The 16,036-nt window shown below is 65.1% G+C and carries 14 protein-coding genes; 8 read left to right on the plus strand and 6 right to left on the minus strand.

Annotation, left to right across the window (positions count from 1 at the left end; translation table 11 throughout):
• Nucleotides 1–102: 102 nt before the first annotated feature.
• The gene (locus C8263_RS13095) at nt 103–351 is read right to left on the minus strand and encodes a hypothetical protein (RefSeq protein WP_146160678.1); all 249 of its coding nucleotides are present in this window, start codon (nt 349–351) and stop codon (nt 103–105) included.
• Between the two features lie 74 nt (nt 352–425).
• Between C8263_RS13095 and trhO the strand changes: the two genes are divergently transcribed.
• The gene (gene trhO, locus C8263_RS13100; protein WP_107138698.1) at nt 426–1,319 is read left to right on the plus strand and encodes an oxygen-dependent tRNA uridine(34) hydroxylase TrhO; all 894 of its coding nucleotides are present in this window, start codon (nt 426–428) and stop codon (nt 1,317–1,319) included.
• Nucleotides 1,316–1,909 carry a DUF305 domain-containing protein gene (locus tag C8263_RS13105; protein WP_107138586.1) on the plus strand — a complete coding sequence of 198 codons (594 nt, stop codon included), beginning with the start codon at nt 1,316–1,318 and terminating at the stop codon, nt 1,907–1,909. Before trhO ends, C8263_RS13105 begins: the two co-directional genes overlap by 4 nt.
• A gap of 7 nt (nt 1,910–1,916) precedes the next feature.
• Here C8263_RS13105 and C8263_RS13110 read toward each other — a convergent pair whose 3' ends face one another.
• From C8263_RS13110 to C8263_RS13120, 3 genes are all read right to left on the minus strand, one after another.
• On the minus strand, nt 1,917–2,966 hold the full coding sequence (locus C8263_RS13110; RefSeq protein ID WP_107138587.1) for a hypothetical protein: 1,050 nt from the start codon (nt 2,964–2,966) through the stop codon (nt 1,917–1,919).
• A gap of 186 nt (nt 2,967–3,152) precedes the next feature.
• Entirely contained in the window at nt 3,153–3,959 is an 807-nt protein-coding gene (locus C8263_RS13115) for a class I SAM-dependent methyltransferase (RefSeq protein WP_107138699.1), read from the minus strand.
• 75 nt (nt 3,960–4,034) lie between these two features.
• Nucleotides 4,035–7,163 (minus strand): DEAD/DEAH box helicase, encoded by a 3,129-nt coding sequence (locus tag C8263_RS13120; RefSeq protein ID WP_107138588.1) that lies wholly within the window; start codon nt 7,161–7,163, stop codon nt 4,035–4,037.
• An 82-nt stretch (nt 7,164–7,245) separates the two neighbouring features.
• Between C8263_RS13120 and C8263_RS13125 the strand changes: the two genes are divergently transcribed.
• The 3 genes from C8263_RS13125 (at nt 7,246) to C8263_RS13140 (ending at nt 10,761) form a co-directional block, all read left to right on the plus strand.
• Nucleotides 7,246–8,052, plus strand: coding sequence for a hypothetical protein (locus C8263_RS13125; RefSeq protein WP_146160679.1), 807 nt, complete (start codon nt 7,246–7,248; stop codon nt 8,050–8,052).
• Between the two features lie 962 nt (nt 8,053–9,014).
• Nucleotides 9,015–10,154 (plus strand): NAD(P)/FAD-dependent oxidoreductase, encoded by a 1,140-nt coding sequence (locus C8263_RS13135; RefSeq protein ID WP_107138591.1) that lies wholly within the window; start codon nt 9,015–9,017, stop codon nt 10,152–10,154.
• A 133-nt stretch (nt 10,155–10,287) separates the two neighbouring features.
• Entirely contained in the window at nt 10,288–10,761 is a 474-nt protein-coding gene (locus C8263_RS13140) for a hypothetical protein (RefSeq protein ID WP_146160680.1), read from the plus strand.
• A 176-nt stretch (nt 10,762–10,937) separates the two neighbouring features.
• Here the strand turns inward: C8263_RS13140 and C8263_RS13145 are convergent, their stop codons facing one another.
• A complete protein-coding gene (locus tag C8263_RS13145; protein ID WP_146160681.1) occupies nt 10,938–11,624 on the minus strand; it encodes a hypothetical protein in 687 nt (228 codons plus the stop codon).
• A 288-nt stretch (nt 11,625–11,912) separates the two neighbouring features.
• Here C8263_RS13145 and C8263_RS13150 point away from each other — a divergent pair, with 288 nt between their 5' ends.
• Both C8263_RS13150 and C8263_RS13155 read left to right on the plus strand, forming a co-directional pair.
• On the plus strand, nt 11,913–12,242 hold the full coding sequence (locus C8263_RS13150) for a PadR family transcriptional regulator (protein WP_107138594.1): 330 nt from the start codon (nt 11,913–11,915) through the stop codon (nt 12,240–12,242).
• Complete coding sequence (locus tag C8263_RS13155) at nt 12,239–13,405, plus strand: permease prefix domain 1-containing protein (RefSeq protein WP_107138595.1); 1,167 nt, start codon at nt 12,239–12,241, stop codon at nt 13,403–13,405. Before C8263_RS13150 ends, C8263_RS13155 begins: the two co-directional genes overlap by 4 nt.
• Here C8263_RS13155 and C8263_RS13160 read toward each other — a convergent pair.
• Entirely contained in the window at nt 13,402–13,854 is a 453-nt protein-coding gene (locus C8263_RS13160) for a TlpA family protein disulfide reductase (protein ID WP_107138596.1), read from the minus strand. The two genes, C8263_RS13155 and C8263_RS13160, sit on opposite strands and share 4 nt — an antisense overlap.
• A 1,430-nt stretch (nt 13,855–15,284) precedes the next feature.
• Here C8263_RS13160 and C8263_RS13165 point away from each other — a divergent pair.
• Nucleotides 15,285–15,992 carry an AfsR/SARP family transcriptional regulator gene (locus tag C8263_RS13165; RefSeq protein ID WP_146160683.1) on the plus strand — a complete coding sequence of 236 codons (708 nt, stop codon included), beginning with the start codon at nt 15,285–15,287 and terminating at the stop codon, nt 15,990–15,992.
• Nucleotides 15,993–16,036 lie beyond the last annotated feature (44 nt).

Genomic DNA, 16,036 nt, shown 5'->3' on the forward strand with positions numbered 1-16,036 from the left:
CACGGAGCGACCACCTCGGCGACTCTTCCTGTTGCTGGAGCAGGTTGGACGAGGTAGACCACTCCCACTTTATGTGGCCTAAATGCCGCTCAGAACGGCAAATTATGTCCGAGTCAACGGACTACCATTAGGTCGACGGCTGTCGGCACTCACTGCAATGTATTCGGGTTCGGCGTCCAGTGAGAGTTTCTGGCTCTTGCCCGCGCGCAGCCCCAATGCCGCTTGCTGGGCGTCAAACGCCGTGAAGTTCAGGGTGGTCAGCAGCGGCAGCGCGGGCGCGGCGGGCGGCACGCAGGCGGACAGCAGGGCCGTAAGGGCAAGGGCGGCAGGCAGCGCGGCAAGTCGGGTCACACCCCCGAGCATGGGCAGGCTGTATCAGCTCAGCGTCAGGGTTCAGGCAGAACGGCGCCGCTATCATGGGCCAGATGTCTGCTGTGCCCGCCCCGCCCTTTGTCGTTGCCGCCCTGTACCAGTTCCGCGCCCTGAGCGACCCCGCCGGGCTGCGCGCACGGCTGCTGGCGCTGGGCCAGGAGGAAGGGCTCTGCGGCACGCTGATTGTGGCCCACGAGGGCCTGAACGGCACGGTGGCAGGCAGCCGTGAAGGCATTGACCGCCTGCGCACCTTTCTCCACGCCGAGGGGTTTGACCGGCTGGAAGACAAAGAATCGAGCGCCATAGAGGCGCCGTTTAAACGCTTCAAGGTGCGGCTGAAAACGGAAATCGTGACGATGGGCGTGCCGGTGGAGCCGACCTCGCAGGCCGGGCAGTACGTGGCGCCGCAGGACTGGAACGACCTCATCACCGCGCCTGATGTGGTGGTCATTGACACCCGCAACCGCTACGAGGTGAAGGCGGGCACCTTTGAAGGCGCGGTAAACCCTGACATTGACTCTTTCCGGGAGTTTCCGGCGTGGCTGGACGCCCACGAGCACGAACTGGCGGGCAAGCGCGTGGCGATGTTCTGCACGGGTGGCATTCGCTGCGAGAAAAGCACCAGCCTTTTGCGGGCGCGCGGCTACAGCGACGTGTTTCACCTGCAAGGCGGCATCCTGAAGTATCTGGAAGACGTGCCGGAAACCGACAGCCGATGGCAGGGGGAATGCTTTGTCTTTGATGGCCGCGTGACGGTCGGCCACGGCCTGAAGGAAGGCGACACCACCATGTGCCATTCCTGCGGCTGGCCCCTGACGCCTGAGGAACGCGAGCATGCCCACTACGAGGAAGGCGTGAGCTGCGGGCACTGCTTTGAGCAGACCACCGCCGCTCAGAAGGCGGCCTTCCGTGACCGTCAGCGCCTGTACGACGCCCAGGCCACATGAGGCGGCGCGCGGCGGCTGGCCTGCTGGCACTGCTGCTGGGAGGCGGCGGCCTGCTGCTGGCCCAGCCCAGACCCGCCGCCCCCACCACCGACAGCGCGGAAGCCCAGTTTGTGCGCCACATGATTGTCCACCACGAGCAGGCGCTGGGGCTGAGCGCGCCGATGCTCAGGCGCTCGGGGGACCGTTCGCTCCGCTCGGTGGCGCTGGATATCACGCTGGGGCAGGAAGAACAGCTGCGCCAGATGCGGGCGTGGCTGGCGGGCTGGGGCCTCTCCCCCCGGCCGCGCCCCACTCCAGCGCAGGCGCGCGGCATGGGCATGGCCTCGGTGGAGGACATTGAGGCGCTGTCTTCCCTGCCCCTACCCCAAGCCGAAGTCTCGTTCCTGCGGCTGATGATTCGCCACCACCAGGGCGCGGTGGGCATGAGTGAAGCCCTGCAAGGCAGCCTGCAGCCCAACGTGCGCCGTCTGGCCCGGCAGGTGATGACCACGCAAAAGGGTGAAATAGCGACGATGGAGGGTCTGCTCCGGGCACGGGGCGAGGTCGAGAAAATGGCCCCGGCGCAGGCTGCACCGGGGCATCAGCACTGAAGGCGGCTCAGCCTTCCGCTGCCTCTGGTGGCAACGGCGCCGGAAACATCAGGGCGCTCAGGGCCACGCCGCCCAGGCCCGCCATGACCGCCACACCCAGCCACAGTTCCAGGCTGAGGTTGCTGGCGCCCTGGCGCACCCCCTCGCCCAGATACGGCCCCCACACGACAAACGGCAGCAGAAAGGCGAAGGCCCGCAGCGCCCACACCCGCGCCGCCGAGGGCCGCAACAGGGCGTGCAGGGCGTCCACGACCAGCCCGCACCCCAGCGCCAGCAGCGGCATGCGCCACTCGCCGGGCGTCAGCATGAAGCTCATGCCCACATTCGTCAGGCCGTACATGAGGCCCACCGCGCCAAACGGCAGGGCAAAGCGCCGCAGCACCAGCAGCACGGGCGCCGCCATGATGACGGCGGTGAGCAGCACCGCACTGAGTTCGCCGCGCGTCTGCACGTAGCCCAGGCCCTGCGGCACGGTCAGCAGGCCCCACATGTACATGTGCATAAAGGCGGTCATGGCCAGCAGCGAGGTGGCCGACATGGCCGCCACCCAGCGCACCCCACCGCCCTCGGTGCGCCGCGCGGGTGAACGCCAAGCCGCGTTCAGGGGCGAGGCCACAATCAGCATGGCGCCTAAAAAGAGCAGCAGGTGTGTGGGCGAGAGCAGCGCTTCAATGCCCACTTCAATGCCAAAGACGGTGTGCCACGTCAGGTCGCCTGCGCCGCCCAGCGCGAAAATCGGCACGCCCAGCGCCGCCAGGTGGTAGCCGTCGGGGAACGCCGCCAGACCGCGCCGCCCCTGGCGCCACCCGCGCGAGGCCAGCCACAGGCACCACCCGGCCACCGCCGCAAACCCGCTGTAAAACGCCGCGTGCCAGGGCGTGAAGAAGGTTTCCAGCGACTCGCCGTAGTTGTTGTGCGCCCAGCCGTCTATAAACACCCCGCCCAGCAGCCACCACCCCAGCGCGATGGTCAGCAGGTTCTGCGGCGTGGTGGCGCGGTACACGGCGGGAGCAGGGGCCGCTGCCGTCACCGGCACAGAGGGAGGGACGGTGGTCATAGGAGGAGTGTAAGGGGCTGGAGGTTCAGAGCGGCCGGGAGCTGATACCTGCGCTTAAGTCACTCGCTGTTGATCTTTAGATCAACCGAGCGAAGCGAGTCTCGCAAAAAGGACGTTGCACCGGGAGTGGAGACTGTTCGGTGCTCTCCTGAAAAATCGCAACGTGAGGGGCAACGTCCTTAGGTGTCAGCTCAGGGGCACGCGGCCCTGAACGGCCCAGGCGCGGGCCCGCAACATAATTGGTCCGCCGTCATAAGCACGCAGGCGGTCACGCAGGGCCTCCCGAATGCTGGCCTGCTCTGCTTCGCCCAACAGTGCCAGATAGGTGGGCGCCGGCCCCATGCGGCCCAGAAACGGCGTCCAGAAGTCATCAAAGTTCTGAAAAATGGTGTCTATCTCCAGCGGCTGCGTCTGTACCCACTCCAGCCCCTGGGCGAGCCAGAGGGCTCGGAGGGCCTGTGGTTCACACACAGGAAAGCGCTGGGCCTCGTCCAGCGAGGCGTCCTGCGGCCTGAGCCGAACCGCCGCGTCCCAGAACAGGCGCAGAAGCTCCATGCCCCCGGCGTAATCCCAGACGTAGGCGGCCACGGTGCCTCCTGGCCGCGTCACCCGCTTCATTTCCCGCACCATACCGGCGTGGTCAGGCACGAAGTTCAGGACCAGGCCAGAAACAGTGGCGTCCACTGCGGCGTCCCGCAGAGGCAGGGCAAGCGCGTTGCCCTGCTGGAACACGGCACGGGGGTCGCTGATCTCATCCCTCGCCGCCGCCACAAACCCTTCAGCCTGATCAATTCCCACCACCTGCCCAGGCGCACAGCGCGCCAGGATGCTCTGCGTCAGCGCGCCAGTGCCGCACCCAACATCAGCCCAGATCAGGCCGGGGGCGAGCGGCAGCTGAGCCAGGAAAACCGGAGCTACCCGGCGACTCCACCGACCCACAAACCGTTCATAGGCCGCCGCGCCGCCCCAGCTCTCCTGTGGTTCCGTGTCCATGCGCGCCTCCCTGAACCCGGCCAGCAAGAGGCCAGAAGGAAACAGTCTCCTGAGATGAATCTGCGCTGAAGCTCGTTACCCAAAGTACCCGAGCAGGTCAATCAAGGTCCTTGCGTAATCGTCCGGCTTAATGCCCCGCTTTTCCAATTTGACTGACGGTGGGAAGGTCTGCACCTCGGTCTTGTGGGGAAAGCGCCGCAGGCCCGGGGCGTCGTAGTCCAGGCTCTTGTAGGCAAAGGTCACCTGCAGATGCGTCATGGTGCCGCCGATGGTCAGCACGCGCTTGGCGGCGGCGGTCAGGCGCAGCTTGGCAAGGTCAATAAAGTTCTGGACCTCGGGGCTGGGCGGGCCGTATTTCTTGCGCAGGTCACGCTCCACGCGGGAAATGGCCTGGAGGGTACGGCTCTCGCTCAGGCGGCCATAGGTGGCAATACGCGCTTCCTCGTCGCCGTCGAAATACTCGGGGCTCAGGCGGGCGTCTATAGGCAGGTCAATGGCGATGTTGACGGGCGCTTCCATCTTCTCGCCCTTCAGTTTCGCTACCGCTTCGGCCAGCAGTTCGGTGTAGACGTCAATGGAGACGGCCTGTACATGCCCGTGCTGCTCCTCGCCCAGAATGTTGCCCACCCCGCGAATTTCCATGTCCTTTTCGGCCAGCAGGTGCCCGCTGCCCAGGTCTTGCAGGTCAGCAATCGCCCACAGACGGCGCTGGGCATTTTCGGTCATGCGGGGCGGGTAGAACAGGTAAGCGTAGGCGGTCTGGGCGCGGCGGCCCACGCGCCCACGCAGCTGGTACAGCTGGGCCAGACCCAGCCGGTCACTGCGCTCAATCAGAATCGTGTTGGCCTCAGGGATATCCAGGCCGGTTTCCACGATGGTCGTCGCCAGCAGCACGTCAAACGCGCCCTGCTCGAAGCCCAGCATGATTTCTTCCAGTTCTTCCTCGTTCATGCGGCCGTGCGCCACGCCAATGCGCGCCTCGGGCACGAGGTTGCGCAGATACAGGCTGCGGGCGCCAATGCTGGCAATACGGTCGTGGATGTAAAAGACCTTGCCGCCGCGCTCGATTTCGCTGAGGATGGCGTCGCGCACCGTGATGGGGTCAAAGGGCGCCAGCACCGTCTGAATGGGCTTGCGGCCCTTGGGCGGCGTCTGAATGGAACTCATGTCGCGCAGGCCCACCATGCTCATGTAGAGGGTGCGCGGAATGGGCGTGGCGGACAGCGCCAGGGTGTCCACGGCCTTCACGTCCTCGGGAATCTCTATTTTCCCGTCCTTGGCGGTCTCCGGCAGACCGCGCAGCGCGCGCAGTTTCTCCTTCTGGCCCACGCCAAAACGGTGTTCCTCGTCCACGATAATCAGGCCCAGGTCGCGGAACCCCACGTCGCCGCTCAGCAGGCGGTGGGTGCCAATCAGGATGTCCACCTTGCCTTTCGCCGTATCTGCCAGGATGCCGCGCGCCTGCTGGGGCGTGGTAAAGCGCGACAGGCCCTCCACGCGCACGGGCAGCCCCTTAAAGCGCTCCACGAAGGTGGAGGTGTGCTGCTCGGCCAGCAGGGTCGTGGGCACCAGCACCGCCACCTGCTTGCCGTGCCCCACCACGCGGTGGGCAGCGCGCAGGGCCACCTCGGTCTTGCCGAAACCCACGTCGCCGGAAATCAGGCGGTCGGCGGGGTTGGCCTTTTCCAGGTCGCGCATGGTGTCTCTCAGCGCGGTTTTCTGATCCGGCGTCAGTTCGAACTTGAAGTTGGCCTCCACCTGACTGTCCCACTCGGGCTGGGCAGGGAAAGCGTTCCCCGGCGTGACCTGCCGGGCGGCGTACTGCACCAGCAGCTTTGCGGCCACGTCCTCGGCGTTCTTGCGCGCTTTTTCTTTCGCTCTGGCCCAGTCTTTCTTGTCAAAGGAGCTTAAGGAAGGCGGGTCGTCGGTGGTGCCGGGGTGGCGGCGCAGCACGGGCAGCTGCTCAATCGGCACGCTCAGGCGGGCGCCGCCCCGGTAGGCGAGGTTCAGATAGTCGCGCGTGACCCCCAGCACCTTGCGCGTTTCCAGGCCTTCGAACTGCCCGATGCCGTGTTCGGGGTGAATCAGATAGTCACCCACATGCAGGCCCAGCGCGTCGGTGACCGGCTTGCCGCTCAGGCGCTTGCCGCGCAGCGCGCTGCCGCCCTGGAAGCCGTAAATCAGGTCCTCGGTCAGCACCACCGTCTTGTGCTCGGGAATGACAAAGCCGCCCTCACCCGCCGCGCGCAGAAAGCCCAGGCCGCCCCCGGAAAGGCGCGCAATCTTCAGCCAGGGAATCTCGTGGGTGTTCAGCAGCTTGTCGGCCAGGTAAGAGGCCGTGCGGTCATGGCGCACCAGAATCAGCACGCGGTAGTCCGCCGCGCGCCACTCGTCCACATCGCGCTCCAGGTCCTTCAGGCGGGCGCGGTAGAAGGGCAGGGTGGTCAGGCCCGTGTCCAGGTCTGGCAGCACCAGCGGCGAGCGGCCAAAGCTGGTCACCTCGCGCCCGGCCAGTTTGGGCCACAGCGTGTCGGTCAGCACGCCCAGTGCCGAGGCATAGAACTCTGGCGAATCCAGAAACACGCGCCCCGGCAGCAGTTCCAGGCGGGTGGCGTCCCATTTCACTTCGGTCAGGTAGTCGGCGGTGGGTTCCAGCGTAAAGCTCTGGGCCTTTTCGCCCGTCAGGTCGCCCGGCTTCATCAGGCGCAGGGTGTCCAGCTCATCACCAAAGAACTCGGCGCGCACCCACAGGCCCTCTTCGGCCTCGGCGGGCAGGCCAGAACCAGCGTTCAGGCGCAGTTCCAGGGTATCGCCCTTGATTTCGTACCCCGGCTCTTCGCCACGCTCGTAGCCCAGGCGTTCCAGGCGGGTCAGCAGGCTGTCGCGCGGGTAGCTGCTGCCCACCTTCAGCGTCAGCGCGTGGTCCTCGGGGCGCGACGGAAACAGGTCCAGCGCGGTGTTCACGTCCAGCACCACGTGCTCGTGCCGCGCGTCCCAGTCGCGCAGGCCGGGGTTCACCGTCACCGGGGCGCCCAGCACACCCGCCGTGGCGTAGCTACCCAGACGGTCGGGCGTGGTCAGCAGCACTGCCGGGCCAGGAAACGCTGCAAACAGCGCCGCCCGCGCCACCTGCGGCAACAGCAGCAGGTTTCCAGGCGGGGCGGCGGGCAGCAGTTTGGCCAGATTGGGTGCAGCAACAGTCACCGGAAGAGTGTACGCGGCCCAGACAGCGGCGAACGCGAGCCAAAAGACTTACGGAAGGCGGGGTCCAGGTACACTCAATTGAATGCAAGGCAACAATTCTATGCAGGCAAGGTGGCCCCTGGTAAAGAGGTTGATGGTGGGGCTGCTGCTGATGGTGGGCGCCTTGGTGCTGGTCAAGAGGCCCCTGATGCCCTGGGCCCCGGCCTATGCACCGGCCCAGGACGAACAGCGCACCCTGCTGGGCGAGGTGCTGGGGTATCGCGGCCCCGTCAAGCGTCTGAGCCTGCGCTACACCAGAGAGACCAGCTCGTTTGACCTGGATGGGCCGCAGCCCTTCGCCACAAGGATCATTGACGTGGCCCCGGACGGTCAGAGCGCCCGGATGACCATGACCGTGGCAGGCGAAACAAAGGTGCGCACCCTGCGGGTATCCGGCCACACCGTGCTGGTGCTGGACGGCACCAAGGTGTACGAGCGCTACACCTTTGACGGTCTGTGCCTGCGCCGGGCCGAGGAGTTGCTGTTCCAGGTCAAGCTGCACCAGACCTGCGACGCCCAGGGCCGCCTGCTGACCCGGGAAGTCAGTGGCGAGCGGGGCCACCAATCATCGCGCTACGGCTGGGGCTGGAAAGGCCGCAGCGCCGTGGTCACGTTCGGCAATGGGGAGACCGAGCGCCGGACCTACGATGCGTTCGGCCATCTGCTGAAGGTCGTGGCCTCCACTGGCGAGACCACGACCTTCAGGCCCGGTGTAGACGCCCGGGGCAACTGGTTTCTGCTCTCTGAGCTTGGCTTTTACCAGTTCGACACCTCACCCCAGGCGGCTTACGACAACGTGCGGAACTATGGACCCCTGACAATGATCATGCGTGAGCTGACGTATCGCTAGGCCGCCAGACAGCTTAAGATTGCGGCCTGACGTGACGCCCCGCAGCCGGTCAACGAGGTTTCATACGGATTCCGAAAAATTCCGTAACATATTACGGAATTTTTCCGACCGGAGGAAGAAGGAACAAATGCGGATTTCCGGGAATTGGAGGAACATCCGGCTCCTTCCCGGATGTTACGGAAATGGACGGCAGTCCGTATCAGTGTTGACGGTGCTGTTGCCGGTGAAGGCGTTCAGGGTGGCCTGACCCTGGTGTTCCCACCACCGCAGCCTGCCCCGCGCGCCCGCCCTGACAGACTGGTGGAGCGCGCCCCACTGGCACTCAGGCCCTGTGCCAGGCCGTGGTGCGCTCTGTTCCAGCACGGCGAACAGGGACTGAGTGCCAAACTTCGCGTACGACACGCTGAGGTTTTGCCCGGTGCAGGTGCAGTGCACCACGCAGCAGGGCACCTGCACCGGGAGCGTGGCGGCCAGGGCGAGGGCGGGCCGCCTCAGAGCCAGGGCGATTACTGGCACGCGCTTCATGCCGCGCAGCCTGGACAGGCCGTGTGAGGGCCGAGCGAGAACGCGCGGCCCCACAGACTCAGGGGCAGACCTCATCCCCTCTCACAGAGCCGGCGCAGGCCGCAGTGGTAGCGTGAAGGCACCGGACGCGCCCGCCGGGCGGTCTGGAACGGCCCACGCCCACCCCCCGGGAGACCCAATGTCTGCACCCACGCCCAGACACAGCGCCGCGCAGCCCCCCAGAGGCCGCCGGCCCCGTACCGGCCAGCGGCCTGGGCAGCCCTGTGGAGGTGAAGCATTGCTCTAGACCAGCTGTTGGTGGGCGCAGCGCAAAAGGCCGGTTTGGTGTACCATGGACACTGTTGCCGTTTGGAGGCCAGCAAGCTTCCAGCGGCGTTTGCGGGGGCGTGGCCCATGACTGCCACAGAACTCGTGAATTCGTTCACAGGAGCAAAGACATGAAGACCCTCATCCTCGGTGCTGGTTACGCCGGCCTGGCCGTCGCCACAAAACTGAAGCCCACCCCTGGCCTGGAGGCCCTGATGGTGGAGCAAAATGCCTATCACACCTTTGAGACCCGCCTGCATGAGGCGGCCGCCCACAACACCCGCGTGACCCTGCCCCTCTCGCCCCTGCTGCGCGGCACGGGCGTGGCGCTGGAACAGGCGCAGGTGGAGCATGTGGCGCTGGACGACCAGGAAGTCAAACTCAAAGACGGGCGCGTGCTGACCTACGACACCCTGGTGGTGGCGCTGGGCTCGGTCACGAACTTCTACCGCATTCCCGGTCTGGCCGAGAACGCCGCTGAACTCAAGCAGCTCAGCGACGCCGACGAGATTTTTAATTTCGTCAACCGCGCCTACACCACCGAGTACCAGGGCAACCGCGACATCGTGGTGGGCGGCGCGGGCCTGACCGGCGTGGAGCTGGTGACCGAACTGGCCCAGCGCGCCCAGCTGCTGAGCAAGGAGCGCGGCCTGCCGCCCTTCAACATTTACCTCGTGGAAGCCGGGCCCAAGATTCTGCCCATTCTGGACGAGGGCCTGCGCGCCAAGGCGCAGCGCACGCTGGAGGAATACGGCATTCACATTCTGGTGGGCCACCGCCTGATGCAGGCCACCGCCGACACCGTGACCGTGCAGACCGCCAGCGGCGAGCAGAAGGTGATTGAGGCCGGCAAGATCATCTGGACCGGCGGGATTCAGGCGCGCGACATCGTGAGTGGCAGCAAGCTGGAAAAGGGGCCCGGCGGGCGCATCGCCGTAGATGACCGCCTGCGCGCCAAGGGCTACCCCGAGGTGTTCGTGATTGGTGACATGGGCCTGGCCCTGAACCAGGACGGCAAGCCGGTGCCCACCACCGCGCAGCATGCCGGCCAGCAGGGCCGCCTGACGGGCAAGAACCTGCTGCGCCTGGCCAAGGGCGAGGAGCTGGAGCCCTACGAGCCCACCACCCTGGGCGAGTTCGTGAGCCTGGGCGGCCTGATGGCCGTGGGCTGGATGAAGCTGCCCTGGAACCAGAAACTGGCGATCACAGGCGGCATTGCCCACGTGATGAAACGGGCCAGCGAGTGGCGCTGGCGCGCGAGCATTGACTGAACCCTCCCCCGTGGTCCTGCCCCCTGCGAACAGCGGGGGGCTTTTTCATGGCGGCTGGTCCTTATGCGCCGAATGACCTAGCCCGGGCACGTGGGGCATCCTGCTGCGGCGGCGATCCCTACACTCGGGGAACATGAACCCGTGGATGATCCTGACCCTGAGCGCGCTGCTGTGCAGCTGTCAGGGCACCTTTACCGCCCACAACGAACGACGCGCCGCGCAGCTCAAGCATGACAATGCGCTGTACTACCGCACCCAGTGTATCGAGGCCCTGGAACGCGCCCGCGCCGTCAGTGCGCGCCAGGAACTGCCCGCCGCCCTCAGCGGCCAGAGCTGCCAGTCGCCGGCGCTGGGCGACTACGCCCTGCGCGCCGACCTGGCCGGCACGGTCAAGACCAGCGTGATTACCCTGGACCCCGGGCGGCTGAGCGACTACACCCTGGTGGTGACGGGGCTGAACGGCCAGACCTACGATTACGTGGACCGGGGCGACGCCGAGGCCCAGGCTGAGCAGGCCGGTACCTTCGAGGCCACCCCCCCGGATGTGGTCACCCCCGCCGAATCCGGCGAGGCCAGCGAGCCCACCGTGGACGAAACGAGTCCCTAAGCAGAAGCGGCACCCGGTCTGCGCCCGCTGCTCTGGCCTGCGGTTCCAGAAGGTATTCCCGCCTCAGTGCCCCTCCCCCACGCCCCACGGAAAGCCCCAGGGATCGGCCTGGGCGCGGGCATCCACCGTGGCGGCGTCGTGTGTATAAACCGGTAGGGGAAAATCTGCCGGCGCCACTAAGTACGTTGCACCGGGAGTGGAGACTTTGCGGTGCTCTCCTGCAAAGTCGTAACGTGAGGTGCAACGTACTTTTTTCGATACTCGCTCCGCTCGGTTGATCTAAAGATCAACAGCGAGCTACTTAGCACCCGCAGCAGGGGCGCCGTGGCGTGCGGGCTCACCCAGTGCGGTTCGCGCACATGCCCCAGACCCGGCCAGTCGTAGGGCGGCATGGGCTCAAAGCTGGTGCGGGGCAGCACGTAAACCCAACCCGGGGCCAACAGCTCGGGCCCGCTGATCTGCAGGGGCCGGCGCGGCGCCAGCGACAGAAAATACTGGGTCCGTGACCAGTGACCGCCCCGCTGCACCTGCACCGCCGTGTTCAGCATGCGCGCCGTGCGCACCCGGTCGCGCAGGGCATACATCATGGCCCACAGGCTATCCGAGGTGGCAAAAACCCCGGTACGCTTGCTGAACTCATCGGCGCTGAGGTCGTGGGGAGAGCGGGGCTCGAAGAGGGTGAGGTGCGGCTGCGCCGAGCCATGCACCAGCCAGCCCTGTTCGCCCAGCCAGTGCAGGAGCAGCCAGCGCGGAAGCCCGGCAGGCAGCAGGCGCAGATCGTGGGTGGCCCAGGCAGCCTCGAACGCCATCTGCGCCGAGGCAGGCCAGCACGTCTCTGGGGCGAAGGACAACGCAGGCAGCATGGGCCCAGCCTGCCACGCCATCACCCAGCTGGCATCAGCCACTCCTACGGCTTCCGAAAAATTCCGTAACACATTACGGAATTTTTTCAACCGGAGGGCGCAGGAATAAATGCGGATTTCCGGAAATGGACGGAATCCGCATCACTCCATAGGCAGACTGGGCTTAACAATCTTTATACCCAGGCCGGCTATGTAGGCAGACAAGGCTTTGTTGGGACGGCAGCTGTGCGGGACGCCACGCGGTCAACGTCCACCTCTTCCCCATCCTCCCCTTTTCCCGGAGCCCCCATGAACCCCGATCTGCTGCGCGGCAACCTGGACCTGATTCTGCTGACCCTACTCGAACCCCGGCCCCTGTACGGCTTTGCCATTATCCAGACGGCCCGGGAGCGCACCCAGGGGTACTTTGAATTCAAGGAAGGCAGCCTCTACCCGGCCCTGCACCGCCTGGAAGCCGAGGGCCTGCTGGCCGCGCAGCCCGGCGAGGTGGGGCGCAACGGCAAGCCGCGCAAGTACTACGCCATCACGGACCGGGGGCGGCAGGTGCTGGAGGCCAAGCGCCAGGAATTCAGCGCCTTTACTGGCGCCGTGGCCCGCCTGGGCCGGAGCGGCGCATGACGGTGGCCCTGCACGACCATGCCCCCGCTCTGAACGCCTTTCTGCGCCGCGCCAGCTGGGGCCTGCCGGAAGGGCGGCGCCAGGAACTGTGGGACGAACTCGCAGAGCATGTGCTCACCCGCACCGACCACCTTCTCCTTTCTGGCCTTTCTCCCCAAGACGCCCTGACCCAGGCGCTGCGCGAACTGGGCCCCCCCAGCCGCGTGACCCTGGGCATGGCCAAGGTGTATTCCATGCCCAAACTATTTCTTGCCGCTGCTGCCGCCGCCCTGGGCCTGAGCGCCGCGCTGTATGCGCTGGCAGGCGGACGCGATGTGACATTCACACTGCCCGTGCTCACCCAGCAGCCGGTAAAACCCTCCTGTATTCGGGGAACGGTCCCCACAGCGACGGGCCTCACCATCGTCAGCCAACAGGGTGGGGTGACGTGCTACACCTTTAATGACGCCAACGCCTATAAAGGCGTGTTTCTGAGCGGTAACGATCTGCAGCAAGCCATCAACGCTCAGGGCGGCAAAGCGACCCTGCGGGGCGCGCGCCTGTCTATCGACCTGCCGGGCCTCACCACGGGCGGCGGCGATCTCAATGCCACGTTCGCCAAGGACGGCAGGCCCTATTACGACGCGGCCACGGTCGTCGGAACCCTCAGCACACCCCTGTCGGTCACGCTGAGAGGCTTCAAAGCGCCGCAGGTTCAGATTGGTAACCTCAAGCTGCAACTGGGACAGCCCGGTACCAACGTGGGCCGTGCGTTTTACAACCCGCTGGCGCTTCATCTGATCAGCCGGTTGCTTCCTCGGGACCAGGCGACACCACTCAGGACAGTTTCAGGTGGGTGGTTCGCGGCGGCACCGGGAGAAACCCTGAAGGGCCCTGCCCACACCGTCCTGACGGAACTTCCCGAAGGCGAAGTGGTGATGCTCGTGACCAAGCGGGCCGGAAATACCTTCATGGCGGACACCGCTGAGGTCAAGGCTGGGGGCAGCGTCAGTCTGAAGAGCGAAGCTGCAAATCTGCGCTTTGTAACAGATCCGGATCAACTGGGCCCCTACGCCAGTGGTGGTCAGATCAATGCCTTACTGGTGCGCCTCAGCAACACGCCGCTGAACAACCTGCCCTCGGCCATCTTTCTGCCCAGACAGGCGACCAGCACCGCCCGCTAAGCCCCCTGGCGCCCAGACCATTCTTCCAGCAGGTACTGGAGTCTGGTCTGGGCGCCCTGCTGGCTACCGTACACACTGCGCAGCAGTTCGCCGCCCGGCGCGAAGGCCAGCCAGTGCGGCGTGCCTTCTGTCTGCCACGACCGGGCAATGTCGCCGCTCAGGTCCAGCGCCACGGGAAAGGGCAATTTGGCAAAGTCCCGTGTGAACTTGAGCAGGGTGGGCTCGACCTGCTCGCGCGGCAGCAGGCGGTGGCCAAAACTGGTGTGCAGGGCCAGCAGCTGCACGTGGTCCCCAAATTCAGCGTGTAGGCGCTTCAGGAACGGAATGCCACGGGAAACGCAGCCCGGGCATTCCAGGTTGAAGGTCATGACCAGACCCGGCTGGGCCCACCCGCTGGGCGGCGGCACAGCGGGACCCTGCACAAAGTCAGCGGAAGCGGGCCATTGCATACCTGAACCGTACCGCGCTGGCGCTGGCCGGGGGTGAACGCGCTGGCATCCCGCGGACCTCCGGCTGAGCCACTCGGCGCATGGCGCGCCGCCGCCGCCTGCTCCTTCCGGCGTAGGCCCCTGTACAGATGGCCACCCCGCAACTAAGCTTATTCTGTCATTTGCGTAATAAATGACATTGTTCTATAATCTACATATCCCCGATCTGCGGATCGGCGGGTTTGTGCCGCATTCCAGAGGCAGCCTCTTTCCCCTCTGCAGTTTTGAACGGCCCAATTCAGAAACAGCGTTGCAGCACTCTTTGGCGCCCGGTCTGTCCTGATCGGCGTGGGCGTTCCATGTGCTGACGCGACGACCTCCTTTGCTCTGCCCAACGCACAGGCAGCCTCTTCAGCCGCAGAGGTGATTATGTTATTTACGTATATTAGGTTTTTTGGTCACTTTATCTGCCCAGATTGGGTGGCTGAGAATGATCATGGCGATCCTGGATTTTCGTAGCAATGTCAGGCGACGGAGAAGCCCTGAGAACGATGCCTTATCGTGACGATGTGGCCCCTCTCGCTCTTCCAGCTCTTCGCAGTTTACTTGCCAACGATCAAAGAGAAGCACTGGCATATCAAGTGACCCAGGCGGCGCGCCACATCTCATCGAGGGGAGAAGCTTTTCTGCTGAGAGACTTTTTGGCTGAAGTTCCTCAGCATTGGCGGCTTCACAGGGAGTGGCATCTGGCGCTTGCGTGGGTTGGAGTGCGCTCGGCAGATGTGCCCCTTATTCACGAGGCCTTCTCCTATGGTTTGCAGGAGCACACGAATTTTTTTGCTGCGGCTATAGCGTGGTACAAGTTAGAGCTTCAGAAAGCCTCCAGTCTCGCCAACGCGAGTCTCGTGGAATCCGACGATGTCCTACGCGGGCTCGCTTTGCAAATCATTGCTCTTGCCGCCAGGGAGAGAAACGACGAGAGCTGGGAGCAATCCTTTCAGCAAGCCATTGACCACTCGACGGGAAGAGATAAAGGAATGGCGAGATGTCGATATGCTTACGCCCTCAGGGATTTTCCATCACGCTCCAGATCAGAATACATAAAATCCCTAAACGATTTAAGGATAGACCCTTACTTTACCTGTGAAGTCTGGATACATGTTGCGCATATTGACTTAAAAGCGGGGCAATTCAGAGAGGCGTCACGCGCATTTGACCGGGCACTGGATGCAGCGTCGAAGCAGAATTACAAGCGTTCAGACGGAATGGTCTACGTGGGCCTGGGCGCTGTCTTTAGCGCTCTGGGCGCTTATCCAAGAGCACTTCACCAGTACAAGAAAGGGTTTGGGCAGACCAGCAGCACCAGTCAGCACTACGAAATTCGCGTTTCAAGTGTTCTGGCCCTTGCCGCTATGGGCCGGCGCGTTGAGGCGTTGGAGGAAGCCACGTTGATGGCGACTGAAGTGGCCGAAATGGCCACCGAACCGCAACCATGTCTCTCAATTCTGGCGGCCGCGCGGCTCTTGAATAACGATGTCACGGGAGCAGAAGAAGCGTTGGCGCAGGCCCCCATCCGCAACGATAACGACCGCCTGCGGTGGCATCTGGTCCGGGCCGAACTCGACCGCCGCGCAGGCAAGATGGAAGCCGCCCAACAGGCGATGAACCCCTTTGACCCCAGCCTGCTCCGCCACATGCGTACCCTGGGTCGCCTCTTTCCCGAGGTGTACGCCCTGCGGGGGGTCACGATTGAAACGCCGCCCTGGACCGTGCGCTGCAGTCTGGCGGGCCCCGTGCGCCTCTGGATGTACGACATAGAACTGCAGCTGCGCTCCACCCGGCCCGCCGCCGGACTGCTGGCCCTGCTGGTCACCCACGGAGGCCGGGTCTCGCGTGAGCGGGCTCTGGACGCCCTGGACCTGCCGGGCCGCACCCCAGACGCCCGGCGCAAGGCCCTGAGCGCCGCCGTGGCGGAACTGCGCGAGGTGCTGGGCTGGCCAGACTCGGTGGTGGTGCGGGGGGGCGTGCTGGCGCTGAGCGAGGAGCCCACATGGCTGGAACCCGAGTACCCGGGCCCGGGCCGCGAGGACCTGTTCTGCGAGGGCCGCTACGACCCCTGGGTGGTCGACTGGCGATCTGAGCGCGCTGTCCTCAACTGATCTGACAGGAGAAATGGTTCTCAATAACATGGACGTTTTGAGGA

The sequence above is a fragment of the Deinococcus arcticus genome (assembly GCF_003028415.1).
Taxonomy (GTDB): Bacteria; Deinococcota; Deinococci; order Deinococcales; family Deinococcaceae; genus Deinococcus; species Deinococcus arcticus.

Coding starts and splice junctions, on each gene's coding strand:
- C8263_RS13110 (WP_107138587.1), bottom strand. CDS start 2,966: ATGACCACCGTCCCTCCCTCTGTGCCGGTGACGGCAGCGGCCCCTGCT.
- C8263_RS13135 (WP_107138591.1), top strand. CDS start 9,015: ATGAAGACCCTCATCCTCGGTGCTGGTTACGCCGGCCTGGCCGTCGCC.
- C8263_RS13105 (WP_107138586.1), top strand. CDS start 1,316: ATGAGGCGGCGCGCGGCGGCTGGCCTGCTGGCACTGCTGCTGGGAGGC.
- C8263_RS13140 (WP_146160680.1), top strand. CDS start 10,288: ATGAACCCGTGGATGATCCTGACCCTGAGCGCGCTGCTGTGCAGCTGT.
- C8263_RS13150 (WP_107138594.1), top strand. CDS start 11,913: ATGAACCCCGATCTGCTGCGCGGCAACCTGGACCTGATTCTGCTGACC.
- C8263_RS13165 (WP_146160683.1), top strand. CDS start 15,285: ATGGCGACTGAAGTGGCCGAAATGGCCACCGAACCGCAACCATGTCTC.
- C8263_RS13160 (WP_107138596.1), bottom strand. CDS start 13,854: ATGCAATGGCCCGCTTCCGCTGACTTTGTGCAGGGTCCCGCTGTGCCG.
- C8263_RS13115 (WP_107138699.1), bottom strand. CDS start 3,959: ATGGACACGGAACCACAGGAGAGCTGGGGCGGCGCGGCGGCCTATGAA.
- C8263_RS13125 (WP_146160679.1), top strand. CDS start 7,246: ATGCAAGGCAACAATTCTATGCAGGCAAGGTGGCCCCTGGTAAAGAGG.
- C8263_RS13155 (WP_107138595.1), top strand. CDS start 12,239: ATGACGGTGGCCCTGCACGACCATGCCCCCGCTCTGAACGCCTTTCTG.
- trhO (WP_107138698.1), top strand. CDS start 426: ATGTCTGCTGTGCCCGCCCCGCCCTTTGTCGTTGCCGCCCTGTACCAG.
- C8263_RS13145 (WP_146160681.1), bottom strand. CDS start 11,624: ATGCTGCCTGCGTTGTCCTTCGCCCCAGAGACGTGCTGGCCTGCCTCG.